The sequence below is a fragment of the Streptomyces sp. NPDC046821 genome (assembly GCF_040645335.1).
Taxonomy (GTDB): domain Bacteria; phylum Actinomycetota; class Actinomycetes; order Streptomycetales; family Streptomycetaceae; genus Streptomyces.
Window position 1 is genome coordinate 48,965 of the sequence record NZ_JBEYYB010000017.1, and the last position, 19,951, is coordinate 68,915.

Below are 19,951 nucleotides of genomic sequence, written 5' to 3' on the forward strand. Positions count from 1 at the left end.
CTGCCCTGCCCCTCACCCGCCCTCTCGGAGACGAACACACAGATGAGCAGCAACCTCACCGACAGGACCCTGTGATGATCGGAGAACCCGACGCGCTCTTCGACGGCCGCCGTCCTCGGAAGGTGTACGCCGTCGGCAACGACCCCGACCCACGGTTCACCTTCGCCAACGAGCGCACGTTCCTCGCGTGGATCCGCACCGCGCTCGCGCTCATGGCCCTCGGCGTCGCGCTGGACTCCTTCGCCACGTCGTTCGGGGACACCCCGCGTCGTACGCTCGCCGGCGCCATGGTCGGCCTCGGGATCCTCTGCAGCGCCCTTGCGTTCCGGCGCTGGCTGAGCAGTGAGCGGGCGCTGCGGCTGGAGCGCCCCCTGCCCACGCCAGGCGCAGCGCCGGTGCTCACCTACGGACTCACCCTGCTCGGCGCCGCACTGCTCGTAGCAGTGGTCGTGCGATGACAGACCGCCTCTGGGATCCGGGCCTGCAGAACGAGCGCACCGCACTCGCCTGGCAGCGGACCTTGCTCTCGCTGCTCGTCGCGGCGTTGCTGACCTCGCGGGTCGCAATGGCGGACGCATCGGTCGCCGCCACGGCGCTTGCTTTCACGTCGGTGACGGTGGTGCCGTGGCTGATCGTCGTGGCCCGCCGCCGCTACACCCGCGCCGAGCAAGCACTGCATGCCCAGCGTGCCCTGCCTGCCTCCACGCTTCCAGCAACGGTGGCCTGCCTGACCGCGGCCATAGGCATGGTCGAACTCATCGTTCTTTTCTCTCATGGATAAGAACTCCTGACGACATCATCAGCACCTCCGGAGCTTGACGCACACCACCGGCCTGCCGTGCCGCCTGGCCACGAGGTCCAGCCCCGCACGACGCCTCCTCCCTCCGAATCGTCGAGCGCCCCTTCTCGCGTGGTCGAATCGGTGGCGATGACCGCACCGTCGAGCAGTCGTCGGATCACTCCACCGCCCTTCACCCTTGCGCGACCCATTGACGCCTCCAAGTACCCCCACCATCATCAGACCTCCGATGAATTCCAGGCTTCAGTCCGGATCAAAGGGGTGCTCTGCGTATGAGTTGGTACCGAAGACGCCGGCTGCTCGGCGCCGCGTTCGCCCTCCTGCTCGCCGCGGTCCCGGTCTCCGCCGCACACGCCGACGGCTCGCCTGCCGCGACCCCGCGAACCGTGCCGGCTCTCACCAACTGGTCGCCCGGAGAAGGTAGTTACGCGTACCGCCCCGGAGCCCGTCTCGTCGCCGACGACGCCGCGTCCCGGCGCGTCGCCCGTACCCTCGCCGACGACCTGCGCTCCACCGGCAAGGGCGCGGTGCCCGTCACCGGCGGCCCGTCCCGTACGGGCGACATCGTCATCGACGTCGAGCCCGCACGGAAGCAGCTCGGCGCGGAGGGCTACGAGTTGCGGGCCGGGAAGCGCCTGGAGATCACCGGAGCCGCAGAGACCGGGGCCTTCTACGGCACGCGTACGCTCCTCCAACTCCTCGCTCACAGCGCCGAGATACCCGCGGGACGCACGGTCGACGTGCCGCAGTACGCGGAACGCGGCGTCGGTGTGTGCGCCTGCTACATCCACATCTCCACGGACTGGCTGGAGAACCTGGTGCGCGACATGGCGTACCGCAAACTCAACCAGTTGCTCGTCGAGATCAAGGTGAAGAGCGACACGCACCCCCAGGCCAACTCCTGGGGCTACTACACCAAGAGCGAGATCAGGCAGCTCGTCGCCCTGGGCGAGAAGTACCACGTCACGATCATCCCGGAGATCAACTCCCCCGGCCACATGGACCCTTGGATCCAGCACAGGCCCGACCTCCAGCTCGTCGACACCGACGGCAAGGCACAGCCCTCCCGCCTCGACATCACCAAGCCCGAGGCGTTCGCCTACTACAAGAGCCTCATCGACGAGTACGGCGAGGTGTTCCCCGCCAAGTGGTGGCACATGGGCGCGGACGAGTACATGCTCGGCTCCGACTTCGCCCGGTACCCGCAGGTCCTCGCCTACGCGAAGGCCAGGTACGGGGAGAACGCCACACCCCAGGACGCGTTCGTCGACTTCGTGAACCGCGTCGGGGACTACGCGGCGAGCAAGGGCAAGCACCTGCGGATCTGGAACGACGGCCTGACCGGCGCCAACACCGTGCCCGTCACACCCGGGACGACGGTGGAGCACTGGCTCAACGTCAAGGTGCCCCCCAGCAAGCTCATCGCGCAGGGCCACCCCGTGATGAACGCCGCGTACTCCCTCTACCTCGTCCGCGGCGGCTTCCACACCAACACGCGGAAGCTGTACGACGAGCAGTGGGACCCGCGCAGCTTCGAGGGGGAGAAGCTTGCCTCGCGCGACGGCATCACCGGCGCGAAGATCAGCCTCTGGCCGGACAACGGGCGCGGCGAGACCGAGAACGAGGTCGCCACGGCCGCCTTCATGCCGCTCAACCACATCGCCCAGGTCACTTGGGGAGACCCCCATCCCGACGCCACCTACGCCGAGTTCACGGCCCGCGCCGAGGCGGTGGGCCACGCGCCCGGATGGCGGGACACGACCCGAATACCAGTCGCCGACGGGACGTACACCCTCGCCGATCGCGGCCACCGCACGGCACCGGCCGGCGCCCGGCTGGCACGGACCCCCGACGGCTACGTGACGATCGCTTCCGCGGACGGCACCACGTGCCTGGCGACACACAGCGGGAAGCTCACCCTCAACGTCCCCCTGGAGCCCGGATCCGCCGTCACCTGGGAGACCTGCGACCCGAAGGACACCCTCCAGCGCTGGCAGCTCACCCGCGCCGACGCCGGCTACCGCATCACCAGCGCGATCACGCGCATGACCTTGGACGCAACAGCCGACGCGCGGCTCGTGCAGTACCCGCCCGACCAGGAGACTCCCACGACCTGGACCCTCACGCAGGGCTGACCCGTGGCGCCGGAGAGCGAGCTGAGGCTGGAGCGGCAGCGCGGCGGATGAATGGCGGATGGGGCACACGGACAGGAGCAGGAGCGGCGTCGAGGAGACGGGCGTCTCGATCACCCACCCAAGACCGACACCTCCCAGCCCTCGTCACGCGCGGAACGCATGGCTCAAGCCAGGCTCATTTGGTCCGGCCGGACTTCCGACCTACAGTCGGGCACCGTCATCATCCAAGGAACGACAGCCGAACCTCCCGACGCGCATTGTCCTTGTTGGTATCCACCAAACAAACCGACTGCCACGTGCCCAGTTCCAGTGTGCCTCCGATGACCGGGAGCGTTGCGTGGGGTGGGACGAGGGCTGGGAGGACGTGGTCTCGGCCGTGGCCCGGGGTGCCGTGGCGGTGTTGCCAGCGGTCGTCTGCCGGGAGCAGGGTGTGGAGGGCGGCGAGTAGGTCGTCGTCGCTGCCCGCGCCCGTTTCGATGACGGCGATGCCGGCCGTCGCGTGGGGTACGAAGATGTTGAGCAGGCCGTCGCGGCCCGCGGCGACCTCGCTCAGGAAGTTCTCGCAGTCGCGGGTCAGGTCGACGACCCGTTCCACGGAGCCGGTCGAGACGTTCAGCACGCGCGTGGTGAAGGGGGTGGACATGCGCCCCATCCTCACGCATCGGGCGTCGTCCGCGCCCGTCCGGCGCGTCCATCCAGCGAGACGGCGTTGACCATGCGCCGACAAGGTGGCTAGTTTCTGCTGCATGTTGCGTTCAGCCCTTCTCACCACGCGCGGTCACATCGACCTGCTGCGGGTGGCCTCCGCCGCGTGTCGCCGCGGCTGCTGACGCCCTTTCACCACTTCTTCTCCGGCTACGCCCACGTCTCGTAGCCCTGTACCCGTACGCCTCCACCCCGCGTGACCTCGCGCGGGGGCGCTGACGCCTACGCGTACCCGCTTCCCCCTCACCTGCGCACCTCCGCCGTCGCGCAGTGCTGCCTTCTACCCTCCGCGTGGAGCACCCGTGAGTATCAGTCATGCCCCGCCGCCGCTGGACACCTCGCCTCCCGAACTCGAACGTCTCGTCGCCTCCGCCACTCGCCGTACCCGCGTCCCGCGCTGGTTGCGGCGTACCTCCGGGCCTCTTCTGCTGCTTGCCGTCTGGCAACTCCTCAGCAGTACAGGGGTGTTGACCGCTGACGTGCTCGCGTCGCCCGGCACGATCGCCCGCGTCGCCGGCGATCTCATCGCCGATGGTTCGCTGCCGAACGCCATGGCTGTCTCGTTGCAACGCGTCGCCGTCGGCCTGCTGTTCGGTGTCGTCGTCGGGACCGGGCTCGCGCTCGCGGCGGGGCTGTTCCGGGTCGGCGAGGACCTCGTCGACGCGAGCGTGCAGATGCTGCGGACCGTGCCGTTCGTGGGGCTCATCCCGCTGTTCATCATCTGGTTCGGGATCGGTGAGGCGCCGAAGATCGCCATCATCACGCTGGGCGTCTCGTTCCCGCTTTATCTGAACGTGTACGCCGGAATCCGTGGTGTGGACGCCCAGTTGATCGAGGCCGGCGAGTCGCTGGGGCTGTCGCGTTGGGGTCTCGTACGTCATGTGGTCCTGCCGGGTGCGCTGCCCGGCGCCATGACGGGGCTGCGGTTCTCGCTCGGGGTGGCCTGGCTGGCCCTCGTGTTCGCCGAGCAGATCAACGCGGACGCCGGCATCGGCTTCCTGATGGTGCAGGCCCGCGACTTCCTGCGGACCGACGTCATCGTCGTCTGCCTCGTCGTCTACGCGTTCCTCGGCCTGCTCGCCGACTTCGTCGTCCGTACTCTCGAAAGGCTGCTGCTGCAATGGCGACCGACATTCACCGGCCGGTAGACATCGTCGAGTCCAAGTCGACGGCCACACATGTCAGTTCGGCTGTGCACGTCGAGGGGCTTGTTCGTTCCTTCGGCGGGCGGGCCGTCATCGACCGGCTCGATCTGGACATCCGTCCGGGCGAGTTCGTGGCGCTGCTCGGCCGCAGCGGCTGCGGCAAGTCGACTCTGCTGCGTGTTCTCGCCGGGCTCGACCGTGACATCGACGGCACCGTGCTCGTGCCGCGCCGCAAGGCCGTCGCGTTCCAGGCGCCGCGTCTCATGCCGTGGAAGCGGGTGTGGCGCAACGTACTGCTCGGGCTTGCCGGAAAGCCGGAACGGGCCGTCGCAGAGCGGGCGTTGGAGGAAGTCGGCCTCGGGCATCGTGCGAACGCCTGGCCCAAAACCCTGTCCGGCGGTGAGGCCCAGCGCGCGTCGCTGGCCCGTGCCCTCGTGCGCGAGCCCGATCTACTGCTGCTCGACGAACCGTTCGGCGCACTCGACGCGCTCACCCGCATCAAGGCGCAGCGTCTCGTCGACGAGCTGTGGCAGCGGCGCGGCTGCGCCGTCCTGCTCGTCACGCACGACGTCGAGGAGGCCGTCCTGCTCGCCGACCGCGTACTCGTGATGGACCAGGGCGTCATCGCGTACGAGACCGAGATCGACCTGGAGCGTCCGCGCGGGATCTCCGACCCGCGGTTCGCCGAGATACGTGCGGAGTTGCTGCGCCGCCTCGGGGTCGAAGCACCCTCCCCCACCGCCTGACCGCCCACATACCTATACACCTCTCACGAACGGAATCGTCATGCGACGACGCCTCGCTCCCGCCCTGCTGCTTCCCCTGGCTCTGCTGCTCAGCGCCTGCTCCGGCTCCTCCTCCGCCGACACGTCTCTCGGCGGCGGATCCGGAGGCGGGACCGACGGAAAGGGGGACGTCACCCTCAACGTCGGTGACCAGAAGGGTGGTTCGGAAGCCGTACTACGGGCCGCCGGAGAGCTCGACGGCCTCGACTACAAAATCCACTGGTCGACCTTCACGTCCGGTCCCCCGCTCCTGGAGGCCGTCAACGCCAAGGCCGTCGACATCGGCGGGGTCGGCAACACCCCGCCCGTCTTCGCGGCCGGCGCCGACTCGAAGATCACGGTGGTCGCGGCCACCCATGGAGCCGCGAAGGGCGACACCATCCTCGTCCCGAACGACTCGAAGCTGAAGAAGGTCGCCGAGCTCAAGGGCAAGTCCATCGCCGTGGCTCAAGGGTCTTCCGCGCACTACCAGTTGGTGGCGTCCCTGAAGAAGGTCGGCCTGTCCCTGAAGGACGTCCAGGTCAAGTACCTCCAGCCGGCCGACGCGCTCGCCGCGTTCACCAGCGGCAAGGTCGACGCATGGGCCGTCTGGGACCCGTACACCTCGCAGGTGCTGCGCGGGAAGCAGGGGCGGGTGATCACTGATGGGGACGGGATCACCAACGGGCTCGGGTTCCAGGTGGCGGCGCCCGCGTCGCTCAAGGACGCCCGGAAGTCCGCTGCGATCGGCGACTACCTCAAGCGGCTCCGGCGCGCCCAGGACTGGGTCTTCAAGCACCCCGACGCCTGGGCCAAGGTGTGGTCGAAGGACACCGGACTGCCCTACGACGTCGCCCTGGACGCCGTGAAGCGGTCGAACGGAACTCGTGTCTCCGTCGCCGTGGACAAGTCCGCGATCGCGTCGGAGCAGGCCATCGCCGACGCGTTCACGGACCTGAAGCTCATCCCCCGCAAGGTCGACTTCGGCTCGTTCGTGGACACCCGGTTCAACGGTGACCTGCCCGCCTCGACGACCGCACCCCGCACCTTCGGCAAGGAGTCCTGACCATGAGCGTCCACCTTCACTGGTTCCTGCCGACCGGCGGCGACGGCCGCACCCTCGTGGACCGGCACGCCTACACCGACGGAGGCGTCCGGCGTTCGCGGATCACTCCGGTCAGCGGCGTACGGGCTCCCGACATCGGCTATCTGATCCAAATCGCCAAGGCAGCCGAGCAGTTGGGCTTCGAGGCGGTGCTGACGCCGACGGGCACGTGGTGCGAGGACGCCTGGCTGACGACGGTGGCTCTCGCCCAGCACACCGAGCGGCTGAAGTTCCTCGTGGCGTTCCGGCCCGGGGTGATCTCGCCGGTGCTCGCCGCGCAGATGGCGGCGACGTATCAGCGCATCACGGGCGGTCGGCTCCTCCTGAACGTGGTGACCGGCGGCGACTCGATCGAGCAGCGGCGCTTCGGCGACCACCTGGACCACGACCGCCGCTACGCGCGGACCGACGAGTTCCTTTCCGTCGTACGGGGTGTGTGGGGCGGGCAGCCGTTCGACTTCGCCGGTGAGCACTATCAGGTGGAGGGCGGGCTCACCGCGCTGCCGCCGGATCCGCTCCCGGAGATCTTTTTCGGTGGTTCGTCTGCCGCGGCCGGTCCGGTCGCGGCTCGGCACACCGATGTGTATCTGACGTGGGGTGAGCCGCCGGAGCAGGTGAAGCAGAAGATCGACTGGATCCGGGCGCTCGCCGAGCGGGAGGGGCGCACGGTCCGGTTCGGGATCCGGCTGCACACCATTTCGCGTGACTCGTCGGCGCAGGCGTGGGCCACGGCGAACGCGCTGCTCGACGATCTGTCGCCGGAAACGGTCGCTGCCGCGCAGGAGGCGCTCGGCCGCAGTGAGTCCGTGGGCCAGCAGCGGATGCTCGCGCTCCACGGGGGCTCGCGCGAGGGGCTGGAGATCTCGCCGAATTTGTGGGCGGGGGTCGGGCTTGTGCGGGGTGGCGCGGGTACGGCGCTCGTCGGGAGCCACGCGGAGGTGGCGGACCGGATCGAGGAGTATCACGCGCTCGGCGTCGAACATTTCGTCCTGTCGGGCTATCCCCATCTGGAGGAGGCGTACTGGTTCGGTGAGGGCGTGATTCCGGATCTGGCGGCGCGGGGGCTGTTGCCGGGGGTGGCTCCGTCGCCGCTTCCCCGGCCTGGCTCGGCGGGGGCGCCACTGCTGGTGGCGGGGGGTCGCTGAGGCCGTTCGCTGTCCTGCGGGGGGGGGCGCTGAGGCCGTTCGCCGTCCTGCGACGGGTCCCGTTCCGCGCTCGCGGAGGGCGCGGGAAGATCCACGACCCCGGTGGAGTTAGTGGAAGCGTGAACGATATCGGGGTGCAGGACACGGTGCAGGACACAGCAGACGTGCATGAGATCGACGTGGTCGTGATCGGCGCGGGCCAGGCCGGCCTGTCCAGCGCCTACCACCTGCGCCGGTCCGGCTTCGAGCCTGACCGGGACTTCGTCGTACTCGACCACTCGCCGCACCCCGGTGGCGCCTGGCAGTTCCGCTGGCCGTCGCTGACCTACGGCAAGGTGCACGGAATGCACTCGCTGCCGGGGATGGAACTGACCGACGCCGATCCGTCCCGCCCGTCGTCGAAGGTGATCGCGGAGTACTTCACCTCGTACGAGGAGACCTTCGACCTGCGCGTTCGGCGTCCCGTCGATGTGCGTGCCGTGCGGGAGGGGGACGGCGGGCGGCTGCTCGTCGAGACCTCCGCCGGGGTGTGGTCGGCGCGGGCTCTGATCAACGCGACCGGGACCTGGGACCGGCCGTTCTGGCCGCGCTACCCGGGGCAGGAGACCTTCCTCGGGCGTCAGCTCCACACGGCGATCTACCCGGGCCCTGAAACGTTTCGCGGACAGCGGGTGATCGTGGTCGGAGGCGGCGCCTCCGGGACGCAGCACCTGATGGAGATCGCGCCGTACGCGGCCGAGACGACTTGGGTCACGCGCCGTCCGCCCGTCTACAACGAGGGCCCCTTCGACGAGATCCGCGGGCGCGCCGCCGTCGCCCTGGTCGACGAACGCGTCCGGGCGGGGCTGCCTCCGCAGAGCGTCGTCTCGGTGACGGGGCTGCCGCTGAACGACGCGATCCGCAAGGCGCGCGCCGACGGTGTGCTCGACCGGCTGCCGATGTTCGACCGAATCACGCCGACCGGCGTTGAGTGGGACGACGGCCGACGGGTCGACGCGGACATCATCCTGTGGGCCACCGGCTTCCGGCCCGCGATCGACCATCTGGCGCCGCTGAAGCTGCGGGGGCCGGGCGGCGGAATCCAGGCCGAGGACACCCGGGTCGTCGCCGATCCGCGGATTCATCTCGTCGGCTACGGGCCTTCGGCCAGCACGGTCGGGGCGAACCGCGCGGGGCGGGCGGCTGTGCGGGACGTCAAGCGGCTGCTGGCGGGGGTGCGGGTCGGGGTGTGACGGGGCGTTCCGGTTGCGCGGGACGAGGCGTTCCGTGCGTGTGCCGTTCACAGGTCGCCGTATGACCCACGCGCCGGTCGGCGCCTGACGACGCCCGCGGGTCGCCGTATGACGCACGCCGGTGCCGTGTGGTGCCCGCCGGTGCCGTATCGCGCGCCCGCGCGGCACGCTCAGGCGGACGGCTTGGCGGATGCGTGCGCCTTGTTGAACTCCGCGACGTTCTTCTGCTGTTCGGTGAAGTCCGCGGTGAAGCGGGTGTCGCCGGGCTTGACCGTCACGAAGTACAGCCAGTTCCCCTGCGGCGGGTTGATCGCGGCCTTCATGGCCTCGGCACCGGGGTTGGAGATCGGCGTGGGCGGCAGGCCCATCCGGACGTAGGTGTTGTACGGGCTCTCGGACCGGGTGTCCTTGGTGCTGGTGGTGAGGGTGGAGCGGTTCAGCCCGTAGTTGATGGTGGAGTCCATCTGGAGGGGCATTCCTCGGTCGAGCCGGTTGTAGATGACGCGGGCGACCTTGCCCATGTCCTGCTTGTCGGCCGCCTCGGCCTCCACGATGCTCGCGATCGTGACGGCCTGATAGAGGTTCAGCGTGTTCAGGTCGGCGCCGGCCGTCATCTGCTTGCCGCTGAACTTCTTGTTGGCCGTGTCGACCATGTAGGACAGCAGCGATGCCGGAGTCGACTTGTCGTTGAGTGGATACGTCGCCGGGAACAGGTAGCCCTCGGGGTTGCCCCCGGCGTCCCCGGGCAGCTTGAGGCCTGCCTTGGGCACGGCCTTCTTCGTGGTGCCGGCCGGGATATCGAGAGCCTTGTCCACAGCCTCGTAGACCTGGCCGGACCGCCATCCTTCGGGGACGGTCAGCGCCTCGGGCTTCTGGTCACCCCCGCCCGGGAGCAGGAGTGGCACCACCACGGCGCCGACTGCCGCGGCCACCAGAGCTCCGCTCACGATCAGGGCGATGCGGCCCCGGCGTGTCAGTCGCGTCGTGCTCCGTCTCGGAGTCTCGTTCAGCATGGCGGAACGGTAACCCGTAAACCGTTACAAACCCGACATATCTTCATCCTGGTGACGTCACTCAGGCGCCACTCGGACGGCGCGATACGGGCGTCACCCGCGCGGTTCGGCCGCCGGCTCCAGCTGTGCGTCTCTTCGGACCAGGGCCGCGTAGCGACCGTCCTGCTCCAACAGCTCCTCGTGGGTGCCGCGCTCAGCGACCTTCCCGCCGCCGAGGACCACGATCTGATCCGCGCTGCGGATCGTGGAGAGCCGGTGAGCGATCGTCACCGTGGTGCGGTCGGCCGACAGCGCGTCGATCGCTTCCTGCACCGCGTGCTCGGTACGGGTGTCGAGTGCACTCGTCGCCTCGTCCAGGATCAGGATCGGCGGGTCGCGCAGGATCGTACGGGCGATGGCGAGCCGCTGCTTCTCGCCGCCGGAGAACCGGTGGCCGCGCTCACCGACCACGGTGTCGTAGCCGTCGGGCAGGGACGCGATGTGATCGTGGATCTGCGCGGCCGCGGCCGCCGCGTGCAGTTCCGCCTCGGTGGCGTCGGGCTTGGCGAAGCGGAGGTTCTCCGCGACCGACGCATGGAAGAGGTAGGTCTCCTGGGAGACCACGCCGACGGCGCGGGCGAGGGTGTCGAAGTCCAGGTCGCGCACGTCCACCCCGTCGAGTGTGACCCGGCCACCCGTCACGTCGTACAGGCGCGGCACCAGATAGCTGAGCGTGGACTTGCCGGAGCCGGTGGGGCCGACGACGGCCAGGCTGCCGCCCGCGGGGACGGTGATGTCGATGCCGTCGAGGATGGCCGCCCTTTCGCCGTCGGGGTCGTACCGGAACTCGACGTCCTCGAAGCGGACTTCGCCCTTGATGGTGTCGAGGCGGACGGGCTTGGCGGGCTCGGTGATGTCGATCGGCAGGTCGAGGTACTCGAAGATGCGCTGGAACAGCGCGAGGGAGGTCTGGATCTGCACGCCCGTGGAAAGCAGGCTCACGGTCGGCCGGAACAGGCCCTGCTGGAGCGAGACGAACGCGACCAGCGTACCGATGGACACCGTGGGTCCGCCGAGCTGGAAGGCGATGCCGGCGACCCAGTAGATGACTGCGGGCATGGCGGCCATGACGATCGTGATGACGGCCATGCGCCACCGCCCCGCCATGTTCGACCGGACCTCCAGGCCCACGAGCTGCTCGGACTCGTCGGCGAACGACCGGGTCAGCGAGTCGGCACGGCCCATGGTGCGGCCCAGGAGGATGCCGCTCACGGAGAGGGACTCGGTGACCGTGGCGGCCATCGCGGCCATCTGCTTCTGGCGCTCCGTGGCGATCTTCTTGCGCTCGCGGCCGACGCGGCGGCTTATCCAGACGAAGACGGGCAGCAGGAGCAGCGAGGCGACCGTGAGCCGCCAGTCGAGCGCGACCATCGCCACGACGGTGGCGACCACACTGGTGAGGTTCGAGACGAGGGACGTGGCCGTGGAGGTGACCGTCGCCTGCATTCCGCCGATGTCGTTGGCGATGCGGGACTGGACCTCGCCCGTGCGCGTTCTCGTGAAGAAGGCGAGCGACATGCGCTGGAGGCGGCCGTACACGGCGGTGCGCAGGTCGTGCATGACGCGCTGGCCGACGGTCGTGGAGATCAGGGTCTGCAGGACGCCGAGCACGCTGGTGACGACGGCGCTGAGGATCATGCCCAGGGCGAGCAGGCTCAGCAGTCCGGTGCGCCCCTGCGGGATCGCGACGTCGAGGATCTCCTTGAGCAGGAAGGGCGTCGCGACCGACACGAGTGAGGCGGCGCAGACGAGCAGGCCGACCAGGGCGAGCCGGGCGCGGTAGGGGCGGAAGAGGGCCAGGATGCGGCGCATCTGCCGCGGCTCCGGCGACGATGAGTCGGAGGGCGACGGCGTCCAGCCGGGTTGCTCGGGATGCATGGGCCTCCTACGAGGGACGATTCTCTGACGATGGGAGCCTAGCTCATTGTTACCTATACTCACAATGAACAAGGTCCTGATATTGTTCCCGCATGAGTACCCCGGATGCCGACGGCCTGCTCGCGGAGCAGTTGCTCCGGCTCACCCGACGGCTGCAGCGGATCCAGAAGCGCTACCTGGAGCCGGTCGGGATCACCCCCGCCCAGTCCCGCCTCCTGCGTACCCTCGCGCACTACGACACGCCGCCCCGCATGGCCGACCTCGCCGAGCGCCTGGAGGTCGTGCCCCGCGCCGTCACGACTCTGGTCGACGGACTGGAGGCGGCCGACCGGGTGCGCCGGGTGCCCGATCCCACGAACCGCCGGGTGATCCGCATCGAGCTCACCGAGCAGGGCCGCAAGGTGCTCCGAGAGCTGCGCAGCGCGCGCCGGAACGCCGCGGAGGACATCCTGGCTCCATTGAGCCCCGACCAGCGAGCCCAGCTGGGCATCCTGATGAACGCTCTGTTCGAGACACCGTACGACCACCGCTGCTAGCCCGGGGGCCGGCAGCGGCCGAGGAGAGGGTGGACCGGTCATGCCCCTGCTGGAGCCGAAGCCGGAAGCGCTGCGCCCCGGACCCCGCACGGGAGGCCCGGCGCCCGACCGGGTGCCGGACGCCCTCGCCGGCGGGACCCCGGAGCCGCTCCGCTCCGAGCTGACCGGAATCCTCGGGGCGGACAAGGTCCTGACCGGCGTCTCGGACCTCGTGCGGTACGCGTCGGACGCGAGCCCCTACCGTTTCGTGCCGCAGGTCGTGGTCGTCGCCGAGGACATCGACGACGTCTCGGCCGTCCTGTCGTACGCGCACGGCAAGGGCCGCGAGGTGGTGTTCCGGGCGGCCGGCACGTCGCTGAACGGACAGGCGCAGGGCGAGGACATCCTGGTCGACGTGCGCAAGCACTGGGCGGGCGTCGAAGTCATCGGCGACGGCGAGCGGGCCAGGATCGGCCCCGGCACGACGGTCCTGCGCGCCAACGCCACGCTCGCGCGGTACGGGCGTGTGCTCGGCCCCGACCCGGCGAGCGCCATCGCCTGCACGATCGGCGGAGTGGTCGCGAACAACGCGTCGGGCATGACAGCGGGCACCACCAGGAACTCGTACCGGACGGTCGCCTCGCTCAGCTTCGTCCTGCCGTCCGGGACGGTGGTGGACACGGCCGATCCCCTCGCCGACGACGTGCTCGCGCACGCGGAACCGGAGCTGTGTGCGGGCCTGTTGGAGATCAAGAGCGAGATCGAGGCGGATGCGACGCTGGTGGCGCGTATCCGCGCCAAGTACGAGATCAAGAACACGAACGGCTATCGTCTCGACGCGTTTCTGGACGGGGCGACGCCCGTGGAGATCCTGCGCGGTCTGATGGTGGGGTCCGAGGGGACGTTCGGGTTCATCTCCGAGGTCGTCTTCGACACTCTGCCGCTCGATCGGAAGGTGTCCACGGCGCTGCTGTTCTTCCCCTCGCTGCCGGCGGCCGCGGCGGCGGTTCCGCTGTTCAACGAGGCGGGTGCGATCGCCGTCGAGGTGATGGACGGCAACACGCTGCGGGCCTCGGTGAGCGTGCAGGGGGTGCCGGCCGACTGGGCCGGGCTGCCCCGGTCGACGACGGCGCTCCTGGTCGAGTTCCGCGCACCGGACGAGGCGGTGCTGGAGGCCTACGAGGCGCGGGCGGCGGAGGTGCTCGACGGGCTTCAACTGGTCGCGCCGGTGGGGTCGGTGACCAATGAGTTCACGCGGGACCCGAAGACGATCGGCGGTTACTGGAAGGCCCGTAAGGCGTTCGTGACAGCGGTCGGCGGGTCACGGCCCACCGGTACGACGCTGATCACCGAGGACTTCGCGGTGCCGCCGTCGCGCCTGGCCGAGGCCTGCGAGGCGCTGCTCGAACTCCAGACACGGCACGGCTTCGACGCAGCTGTGGCCGGTCATGCCGCGCACGGCAATCTGCACTTCCTGCTGGCGTTCGACGCGGGCAAGCCCGAAGACGTCGAGCGGTACGCGGCCTTCATGGACGACTTCTGCCGCCTCACCGTCGAGCGCTTCGACGGATCGCTGAAGGCCGAGCACGCCACGGGACGCAACATCGCGCCGTATCTCGAACTCGAATGGGGCACGAAGGCAACGGAGTTGATGTGGCGCACCAAGCAGGTCATCGATCCGGGCGGCGTCCTCGCGCCGCGGATCGTCCTCGACCGCGACCCCACCGCCCATCTGCGCGGCCTCAAGACGATCCCCGAGGTCGAATCGATCGCCGACCCGTGCATCGAGTGCGGCTTCTGCGAGCCGACGTGTCCCAGCGAGGACCTGACGACCACGCCGCGCCAACGCATCGTGCTGCGCCGGGAGATGATGCGCCAGGCGTCCGGGTCGCCGGTCGAGGACGCGCTCGTCGCGGCGTACGGATACGACGCGGTGGACACGTGTGCGGGCGACTCGACGTGCAAGCTGGCATGTCCGGTCGGGATCGACACGGGCGCCTTCATGAAGGACTTCCGGCACGCGCGGCACTCCCCGCGCGAGGAGAAGGCGGCCGCGTTCACCGCCAGGAACTTCAAGGCCATCGAGGCGTCGGCGCGGCTCGCGGTGGCGGCCGCCGACAAGATCGGCGACCGGCTCCTTACGTCGGTGACCCGGGCCGCCCGCAAGGCCGTCCGCCCCGACCTCGTACCGGAGTGGCTGCCCGAGATCCCCGCTGCCGCCGCCCGGGAGCTGCCGCCCACCGCGCGCGTGGGGGCCGTAGCGGTCTACTACCCGGCCTGTGTGAACCGTATTTTCGGCACCCCGGGGGACATGTCCCTCCCGCAGGCCATGGTCGCCGTCTCCACGCGCGCGGGACGGCCGGTCTGGATTCCGGACGATGTCGCGGGCACGTGCTGCGCCACGATCTGGCACTCCAAGGGCTACGACGAGGGCAATCGCGTGATGGCGAACCGGATCGTCGAGGCGGCCTGGGGCTGGACCGCCGGCGGCAGACTGCCCCTCGTCGTCGACGCATCGTCGTGCACGCTCGGCATCGCCCACGAGGTCGTCCCGTATCTGACCGACGACAACAGGGAGTTGCACGCGGAACTCAAGGTCGTCGACTCGGTGGTGTGGGCGGCGGACGAGCTGTTGCCGCACCTCACCGTGCATCGGATGACCGCGTCAGCCGTCCTGCATCCGACGTGCTCGATGGAACACCTGGGCGACGTGGCGCAGTTGCGGAGGGTCGCCGAGGCGTGTGCCGACGAGGTGGTGATCCCTGACGACGCCGGGTGCTGCGCCTTCGCGGGCGACCGGGGGATGCTGCACAAGGAGCTCACCGAGTCGGCCACCGCCAAGGAGGCGGCGGAGGTGACGTCCCGTCACTACGACGCGCATCTGTCGGCGAACCGGATGTGCGAGGTGGGCATGGATCATGCGACGGGGCGTCACTACTACTCCGTGATCGTGGAGTTGGAGCGGGCGACGCGCCCTTGGGTCACCGGGTGACCTGCGACGCCGACGCGGGCCGGTTCACGCCGACTGGGCAACCCGCACCCCGCGACCGTCGGCTTTTATCAGGGCTGGTGTTACTGGCGGCCCACGTAAGTCCAAAGTATGTGTAAAGAAAGTCCAACTCCCCAGCTACTTCAGCCCCTTGCGTACCGGTGTCGTCCCCTCCAGGGTGGCAAGCGCTTGCAGCGCACCCACCTTTCGATGGAGGTCCGATGCACGACGACAACGCGACACCGGCACCTGACGCGCAACCCGAACTCCCCGCAAACTCACAGCCGTCCGCCGACGGACAGTCCCGGAGATCGGTCCTGCGGACGGCGGGCATAGCGGGGGCCGGGCTCGGGATCGGCGCGTTCGGCGGCGGCACAGCGCAGGCGGCCGGCGGGCAGACCGGGGCCGGATCACAAGGGGACGCAGCCGCCGACGCTCCTGCCCGGCAGGGCGAGACCATGGTCGGCGTGCCCTTCGAGGGGCGTTCCACCGTGCGGGTCGGCATGATCGGTCTCGGCAACCGAGGCGGCAGCATGATCGACCTGTTCCTGTCGATCCCCGGGGTCCAGGTGGTCGCGCTCTGCGACCCGGTGAAGGACAAGACCGCGAAGGCCGCGGCCAAGGTGACGGCCGCGGGGCAGCCCGCTCCGGCGACGTACACCAAGGGCGATCACGACTTCGAGAACCTCTGCAAGCGCGGCGACATCGACTTCGTGTACGCGGCGACTCCGTGGGACTGGCATTTCGAGATGGCGAAGACGGCGATGCTGAACGGCAAGCATGTCGGCGTCGAGTGCCCGATCGCCCTCCAGCTCGACCAGCTCTGGGAACTGGTCGACCTCTCCGAGCGCACCCGCCGGCACTGTATGCAGCTGGAGAACTGCTGCTACGGCCGCAACGAGATGCGGGTCCTGCGAATGGCGCACGCCGGGAAGTTCGGCGATCTGCTGCACGGGGCGGGCGCCTACAACCATGACCTGCGCGGGCTGATGTTCGACCCGGACTACTACGAGGGCCCGTGGCGACGGCTGTGGCACACGCGCCTGCGCGGCGATCTGTACCCCAACCACGGGTTCGGCCCGGTCGCCAACTACATGGACATCAACCGTGGTGACCGCGTCACACACATCTCCAGTTTCGGCACGCCTTCGCTCGGCCTCGCCCAGTACCGCGAGGCCCACATGCCGAAGGGTGACCCGAGCTGGAAGGAGACGTACATCGAGTCCGACCGCACCATCAGCCTGGTCCAGACGGCGAAGGGCCGTGTCATCCGGCTCGAACACGATGTGTCCACGCCCCACCCCTACTCCCGGATCAACAACCTCGGTGGCACGAAGGGTGTGTTCGAGGACTACCCCGCGCGGATCTATATAGAGCCGGACCACACCAACGACGCGTGGGGCGACTTCGCCAAGTACGCGGACTGGGACCACTGGCTGTGGAAGGAGCACTCCAACCCGCCGGGCGGCCACGGTGGCATGGACTACATCATGGTGTTCCGCCTGATGCAGTGTCTGCGGATGGGCCTGGTACCGGACTTCGACGTCTACGACGCGGCTACGTGGACGTCGCCCGTGCCGCTGAGCCACGCGTCCATCAAGGCGAAGGGGGCGCCTCAGGCGATTCCCGACTTCACGCGGGGGATGTGGAAGAAGGCGCGGTCGGGGGTGGATTCGGCTAAGCCGGAGGGGGCTTGACGGGGGGTGGGTGACCGGTGAGTTCTTGTTGACCGGCGAGTTCTAGGTTGACCGGTGAGTTCTTGGTTGACCGGTGAGTTCTTGGTTGACCGGTGAGTCATGGGCTGACCGGCGAGTGGGGCCCGGCGGCGAGTTGTAATGTGCCGCCGGGCCCCGCCCGTACGCCCGTTCCCTCAGCAGCGCGTCCGGTCTACCGTCAACACGCCCTGTGCCGTGGCCAGTTCGTGGTCGTAGCAGGCGCCAGGGCCCGCGAGGCGGTAGCGCTCGCGGCTGGTGCCGACTGCGTGGCGCTGGTCGCGCGGCACGTTCGCCGTGTACGAGGCGTCACCCGCGTAGGTGTCGTCGAGCTCCGTCCACGTCGTGCGGCCGGTGCCGGTGGACTGTCCGGTCTCGGCCCGGTCGCCGAGGTCGATCACGGTCCGCAGCCGGTCGTCGGCGCCGAGCGTGGTGGCGCCGTCCATCGTGTAGGTGCGGTTGGTGCGCGTGGCGTGGTGGCCGGAGGCTACGGTCTGGCGGTCCGTCCACGTCCCCTTCAGCGCGTCGTTGTTCTCGTCCGCGGTCCAGCGGTGCGTGGACGAGGCGGCGAGCTCGCGGGTGACGGTGGTGGCGACCCGGCCGTGCGAGGTGTTCACGTAGCCGGACACGGTCAGCTTGTGCCCGCCCTTCGCGTCGAGCCGGTTCTCGTCCGTGCCCGGTGTGTACGTCGTCGAGTTGGCCGGCGCGCTCTCCTGCGTGCCGGTCAGCGCGCCGGTGACGTGAGAACTCCCGCTGTCCTGCCAGACGAGTACGTTGACCGGAACGCTCCAGCCGCTCTGCCCCTTCGGGACACCCACCACGGAGACGTCGACCTGATGCGGACGCCCGTCATTGAGGAGCCCGGCGAACGGCGTCAGGTCGTACTGCAGAGGCCGCACGTCGAACGCGCCCGGGGCCGGGATCACGTACCAGAGGAAGGGGTTGGACCAGCCGCCCGTCCAGACGTTCGGGAACGGCGAGGCGATGCCCGCGAGTTGGCCGTCCACGGAGACCTGCACCTCGCGGTACGGGCCGCCGTCGCCCTTGCACGAGTACGGCACGTCGTCCGGCACCGCGAGGTACCAGAACTCCTCGCAGCCGCCGCCCGATCCGGTGGCGTACACCTCGGCGACGACGCGCTCGCTGTTGCGCGGGGTGGTGAGCTTGCCGCCGTCGAGGGTGAGGACGCGGTCGGGGGTGTTCTCGGTGGGCTGATGCTTGGTGGGCTGCTTCTTGGCGTGGGGCTCGGCGGCGTAGAAGGTGAGGGTGGCCTTGACCGCGATGACGCCGGTGTACGTGTCGTTGACAACGTTGCCTATGAGCATCTCGACCGGCTGGTCGGCCCTCAGGGTGTCGCTGTAGCGCGTGACGTCCTTCTCGACGTTCCAGGCGATGCCGTCGGGGGACGGCTCGGGGGTGGAGGTGCGCAGGACCTCGACGCCGCCGATGTGCAGATAGCCGAGACGGTCGTACTGCCGCCCCTTCACCTGGCCTTCGAGCCGCAGGACGACCTTGCTCCACCGGTCACCACAGCCGTTGGGCGGGGTGTAACTGCCTTTGTACGGCGTGAAGTCGCGGAACTCGGTCTCGGCCAGGGTCACTTGGCAGGATTTGGTGTCGGGTTTGGCGACGGGTGGCGTGGCGGTGATCGGGTCGTGCCAGTCGGTGCCGAACTCGGCGGGGACGTCGGTGAGTTGGGATGCCGCGGGGGTGGTTCGGGGTGCGGCCGACGGGGGCGCGGGCTGATGTGGTGCGGCCTGCGCGGGCGCGTTCTGCGGGGATGCGTTCTGCGCGGATGCGTTTTGCGCGGGTGCGGCGGAGGCTGTCGTTGCCTGGCCGGCGAGGGCAGTGGCCGCGAGGGTCGCCGCGGCCAGCATGGACATGACGCGTCTTCTCATGAGGGGTGTTGTACGGGGCGGAGGGGGCGGCCGCAATAGGCCCTCGGGCGTGACCGGGTGTGCCTTGGGCGCGGCCGGCGCATGATGGCACACGCCGTCAGGCCCGCGCCGGCCACGACTCGCGTCAGCCCTCCAGCGACGCCTTGTCCCCCATCACCACGACCGGGTGCTGCTTCGGGTCGATCGTGCGCAGCAGATACTCCATGCCGGACTTGGACAGGCTCACGCACGCCGAGGTGCCGCTGCCGTGGTCCATGTGGAGCCAGATACTGCCGCCCTTGGTCTGGCCCTCGGGCCGGGTCGGGTCGTTGGGCGCGGTGCCCTTCACCCGGTTGTAGTCGATGGCGATGACGTAGTCGAAGTCGTGCCAGTGCGACTCGGCCCAGTAGTGCGGGGCCTGGAACGAGGCCGCCTGCGTGTACGGGAGCTTCGCGCCGGGATCGGCGAGCACGCCGCCCGCGTCGGTGAGGGTGAACACCCCTACGGGGCTTCGCTTGTCGCCCTCATGGTGATCGGCGGTCCAGCCCTTCTTGCCGTTGTGGGCGGGCCAGCTGCGCGTCTTGTCCCAGGTGTCGCCGGACTTCGTGTAGAGCACGACGGTCGAGTCGGCCGAGTCCTTGCCCTCGCCGTAGACCGCGACGACCTGCCGCGCGTTCTCCGGGATCTGCGACTGGAGCCGGCTGCCGACGTCGGGGATGCGCTTGAGGTCGACGGCCTTCTGACTCCCGTGCCCGGCGCCACCGGAACCCGCCTTGCCCTTGTTCCCCGCCTCGTCGCCCCCGCCCGAACCGCCGCAGGCCGAGAGAGTCATGAGAAGGAGGCTGCAGGCCGCCGCCGCGACCGCCGTTCGAACCCCACCCGCTGTACGCATGGGGTA

The 19,951-nt window shown here is 69.4% G+C and carries 16 protein-coding genes and 1 pseudogene; 12 read left to right on the forward strand and 5 right to left on the reverse strand.

Going from position 1 to position 19,951, the window contains the following annotated elements:
* Positions 1-74: 74 nt before the first annotated feature.
* From ABZ893_RS30825 to ABZ893_RS30835, 3 genes are all read left to right on the forward strand, one after another.
* Positions 75-458: a DUF202 domain-containing protein gene (locus tag ABZ893_RS30825; RefSeq protein WP_361410337.1), complete on the forward strand. Its 384-nt coding sequence runs from the start codon at positions 75-77 to the stop codon at positions 456-458.
* Positions 455-781, forward strand: a complete 327-nt coding sequence (locus ABZ893_RS30830; RefSeq protein WP_361410340.1) for a DUF202 domain-containing protein — start codon at positions 455-457, stop codon at positions 779-781. Before ABZ893_RS30825 ends, ABZ893_RS30830 begins: the two co-directional genes overlap by 4 nt.
* Before the next feature lie 290 nt (positions 782-1,071).
* Positions 1,072-2,934 carry a family 20 glycosylhydrolase gene (locus ABZ893_RS30835; protein WP_361410342.1) on the forward strand — a complete coding sequence of 621 codons (1,863 nt, stop codon included), beginning with the start codon at positions 1,072-1,074 and terminating at the stop codon, positions 2,932-2,934.
* 220 nt (positions 2,935-3,154) lie between these two features.
* Here ABZ893_RS30835 and ABZ893_RS30840 read toward each other — a convergent pair whose 3' ends face one another.
* On the reverse strand, positions 3,155-3,577 hold the full coding sequence (locus tag ABZ893_RS30840; protein WP_361410345.1) for a secondary thiamine-phosphate synthase enzyme YjbQ: 423 nt from the start codon (positions 3,575-3,577) through the stop codon (positions 3,155-3,157).
* A 103-nt stretch (positions 3,578-3,680) separates the two neighbouring features.
* Between ABZ893_RS30840 and ABZ893_RS30845 the strand changes: the two genes are divergently transcribed.
* The 6 genes from ABZ893_RS30845 to ABZ893_RS30870 all read left to right on the forward strand — a co-directional run bounded on the left by ABZ893_RS30845 (position 3,681) and on the right by ABZ893_RS30870 (position 9,030).
* Complete coding sequence (locus ABZ893_RS30845; RefSeq protein ID WP_349817350.1) at positions 3,681-3,764, forward strand: putative leader peptide; 84 nt, start codon at positions 3,681-3,683, stop codon at positions 3,762-3,764.
* A 183-nt stretch (positions 3,765-3,947) separates the two neighbouring features.
* Positions 3,948-4,787: an ABC transporter permease gene (locus ABZ893_RS30850; protein ID WP_361410589.1), complete on the forward strand. Its 840-nt coding sequence runs from the start codon at positions 3,948-3,950 to the stop codon at positions 4,785-4,787.
* Positions 4,760-5,530: an ABC transporter ATP-binding protein gene (locus tag ABZ893_RS30855; RefSeq protein WP_361410348.1), complete on the forward strand. Its 771-nt coding sequence runs from the start codon at positions 4,760-4,762 to the stop codon at positions 5,528-5,530. Before ABZ893_RS30850 ends, ABZ893_RS30855 begins: the two co-directional genes overlap by 28 nt.
* A gap of 40 nt (positions 5,531-5,570) precedes the next feature.
* Positions 5,571-6,614: an ABC transporter substrate-binding protein gene (locus tag ABZ893_RS30860; protein WP_361410351.1), complete on the forward strand. Its 1,044-nt coding sequence runs from the start codon at positions 5,571-5,573 to the stop codon at positions 6,612-6,614.
* A 2-nt stretch (positions 6,615-6,616) separates the two neighbouring features.
* A complete protein-coding gene (locus tag ABZ893_RS30865) occupies positions 6,617-7,798 on the forward strand; it encodes an LLM class flavin-dependent oxidoreductase (protein ID WP_361410354.1) in 1,182 nt (393 codons plus the stop codon).
* 119 nt (positions 7,799-7,917) lie between these two features.
* A complete protein-coding gene (locus tag ABZ893_RS30870; RefSeq protein ID WP_361410357.1) occupies positions 7,918-9,030 on the forward strand; it encodes an NAD(P)-binding domain-containing protein in 1,113 nt (370 codons plus the stop codon).
* Between the two features lie 170 nt (positions 9,031-9,200).
* On the opposite strand, the gene mltG is transcribed toward ABZ893_RS30870, so the two are convergent.
* Positions 9,201-10,043: an endolytic transglycosylase MltG gene (mltG, locus tag ABZ893_RS30875; protein ID WP_361410359.1), complete on the reverse strand. Its 843-nt coding sequence runs from the start codon at positions 10,041-10,043 to the stop codon at positions 9,201-9,203.
* 93 nt (positions 10,044-10,136) lie between these two features.
* A complete protein-coding gene (locus ABZ893_RS30880) occupies positions 10,137-11,960 on the reverse strand; it encodes an ABC transporter ATP-binding protein (protein ID WP_361410362.1) in 1,824 nt (607 codons plus the stop codon).
* Between the two features lie 92 nt (positions 11,961-12,052).
* Here ABZ893_RS30880 and ABZ893_RS30885 point away from each other — a divergent pair, with 92 nt between their 5' ends.
* From ABZ893_RS30885 to ABZ893_RS30895, 3 genes are all read left to right on the forward strand, one after another.
* Positions 12,053-12,496, forward strand: a complete 444-nt coding sequence (locus ABZ893_RS30885; RefSeq protein ID WP_361410365.1) for a MarR family transcriptional regulator — start codon at positions 12,053-12,055, stop codon at positions 12,494-12,496.
* A gap of 40 nt (positions 12,497-12,536) precedes the next feature.
* Positions 12,537-15,467 carry an FAD-binding and (Fe-S)-binding domain-containing protein gene (locus ABZ893_RS30890; protein ID WP_361410368.1) on the forward strand — a complete coding sequence of 977 codons (2,931 nt, stop codon included), beginning with the start codon at positions 12,537-12,539 and terminating at the stop codon, positions 15,465-15,467.
* A 218-nt stretch (positions 15,468-15,685) separates the two neighbouring features.
* Positions 15,686-17,161 carry a Gfo/Idh/MocA family oxidoreductase gene (locus ABZ893_RS30895; protein WP_361410371.1) on the forward strand — a complete coding sequence of 492 codons (1,476 nt, stop codon included), beginning with the start codon at positions 15,686-15,688 and terminating at the stop codon, positions 17,159-17,161.
* 173 nt (positions 17,162-17,334) lie between these two features.
* Here ABZ893_RS30895 and ABZ893_RS30900 read toward each other — a convergent pair.
* Both ABZ893_RS30900 and ABZ893_RS30905 read right to left on the reverse strand, forming a co-directional pair.
* Positions 17,335-18,864 (reverse strand): annotated as a pseudogene (locus ABZ893_RS30900) (peptide-N4-asparagine amidase); the annotation flags it as partial.
* 334 nt (positions 18,865-19,198) lie between these two features.
* The gene (locus tag ABZ893_RS30905) at positions 19,199-19,945 is read right to left on the reverse strand and encodes a L,D-transpeptidase family protein (RefSeq protein WP_361410374.1); all 747 of its coding nucleotides are present in this window, start codon (positions 19,943-19,945) and stop codon (positions 19,199-19,201) included.
* Between the last annotated feature and the right edge of the window lie 6 nt (positions 19,946-19,951).

Bases quoted from the DNA above. Each gene is read 5' to 3' on its own strand.
- ABZ893_RS30825 (WP_361410337.1), top strand. From the start codon at position 75: ATGATCGGAGAACCCGACGCGCTCTTCGACGGCCGCCGTCCTCGGAAG.
- ABZ893_RS30830 (WP_361410340.1), top strand. From the start codon at position 455: ATGACAGACCGCCTCTGGGATCCGGGCCTGCAGAACGAGCGCACCGCA.
- ABZ893_RS30835 (WP_361410342.1), top strand. From the start codon at position 1,072: ATGAGTTGGTACCGAAGACGCCGGCTGCTCGGCGCCGCGTTCGCCCTC.
- ABZ893_RS30840 (WP_361410345.1), bottom strand. From the start codon at position 3,577: ATGTCCACCCCCTTCACCACGCGCGTGCTGAACGTCTCGACCGGCTCC.
- ABZ893_RS30845 (WP_349817350.1), top strand. From the start codon at position 3,681: ATGTTGCGTTCAGCCCTTCTCACCACGCGCGGTCACATCGACCTGCTG.
- ABZ893_RS30855 (WP_361410348.1), top strand. From the start codon at position 4,760: ATGGCGACCGACATTCACCGGCCGGTAGACATCGTCGAGTCCAAGTCG.
- ABZ893_RS30860 (WP_361410351.1), top strand. From the start codon at position 5,571: ATGCGACGACGCCTCGCTCCCGCCCTGCTGCTTCCCCTGGCTCTGCTG.
- ABZ893_RS30865 (WP_361410354.1), top strand. From the start codon at position 6,617: ATGAGCGTCCACCTTCACTGGTTCCTGCCGACCGGCGGCGACGGCCGC.
- mltG (WP_361410359.1), bottom strand. From the start codon at position 10,043: ATGCTGAACGAGACTCCGAGACGGAGCACGACGCGACTGACACGCCGG.
- ABZ893_RS30880 (WP_361410362.1), bottom strand. From the start codon at position 11,960: ATGCATCCCGAGCAACCCGGCTGGACGCCGTCGCCCTCCGACTCATCG.
- ABZ893_RS30885 (WP_361410365.1), top strand. From the start codon at position 12,053: ATGAGTACCCCGGATGCCGACGGCCTGCTCGCGGAGCAGTTGCTCCGG.
- ABZ893_RS30890 (WP_361410368.1), top strand. From the start codon at position 12,537: ATGCCCCTGCTGGAGCCGAAGCCGGAAGCGCTGCGCCCCGGACCCCGC.
- ABZ893_RS30895 (WP_361410371.1), top strand. From the start codon at position 15,686: ATGCACGACGACAACGCGACACCGGCACCTGACGCGCAACCCGAACTC.
- ABZ893_RS30905 (WP_361410374.1), bottom strand. From the start codon at position 19,945: ATGCGTACAGCGGGTGGGGTTCGAACGGCGGTCGCGGCGGCGGCCTGC.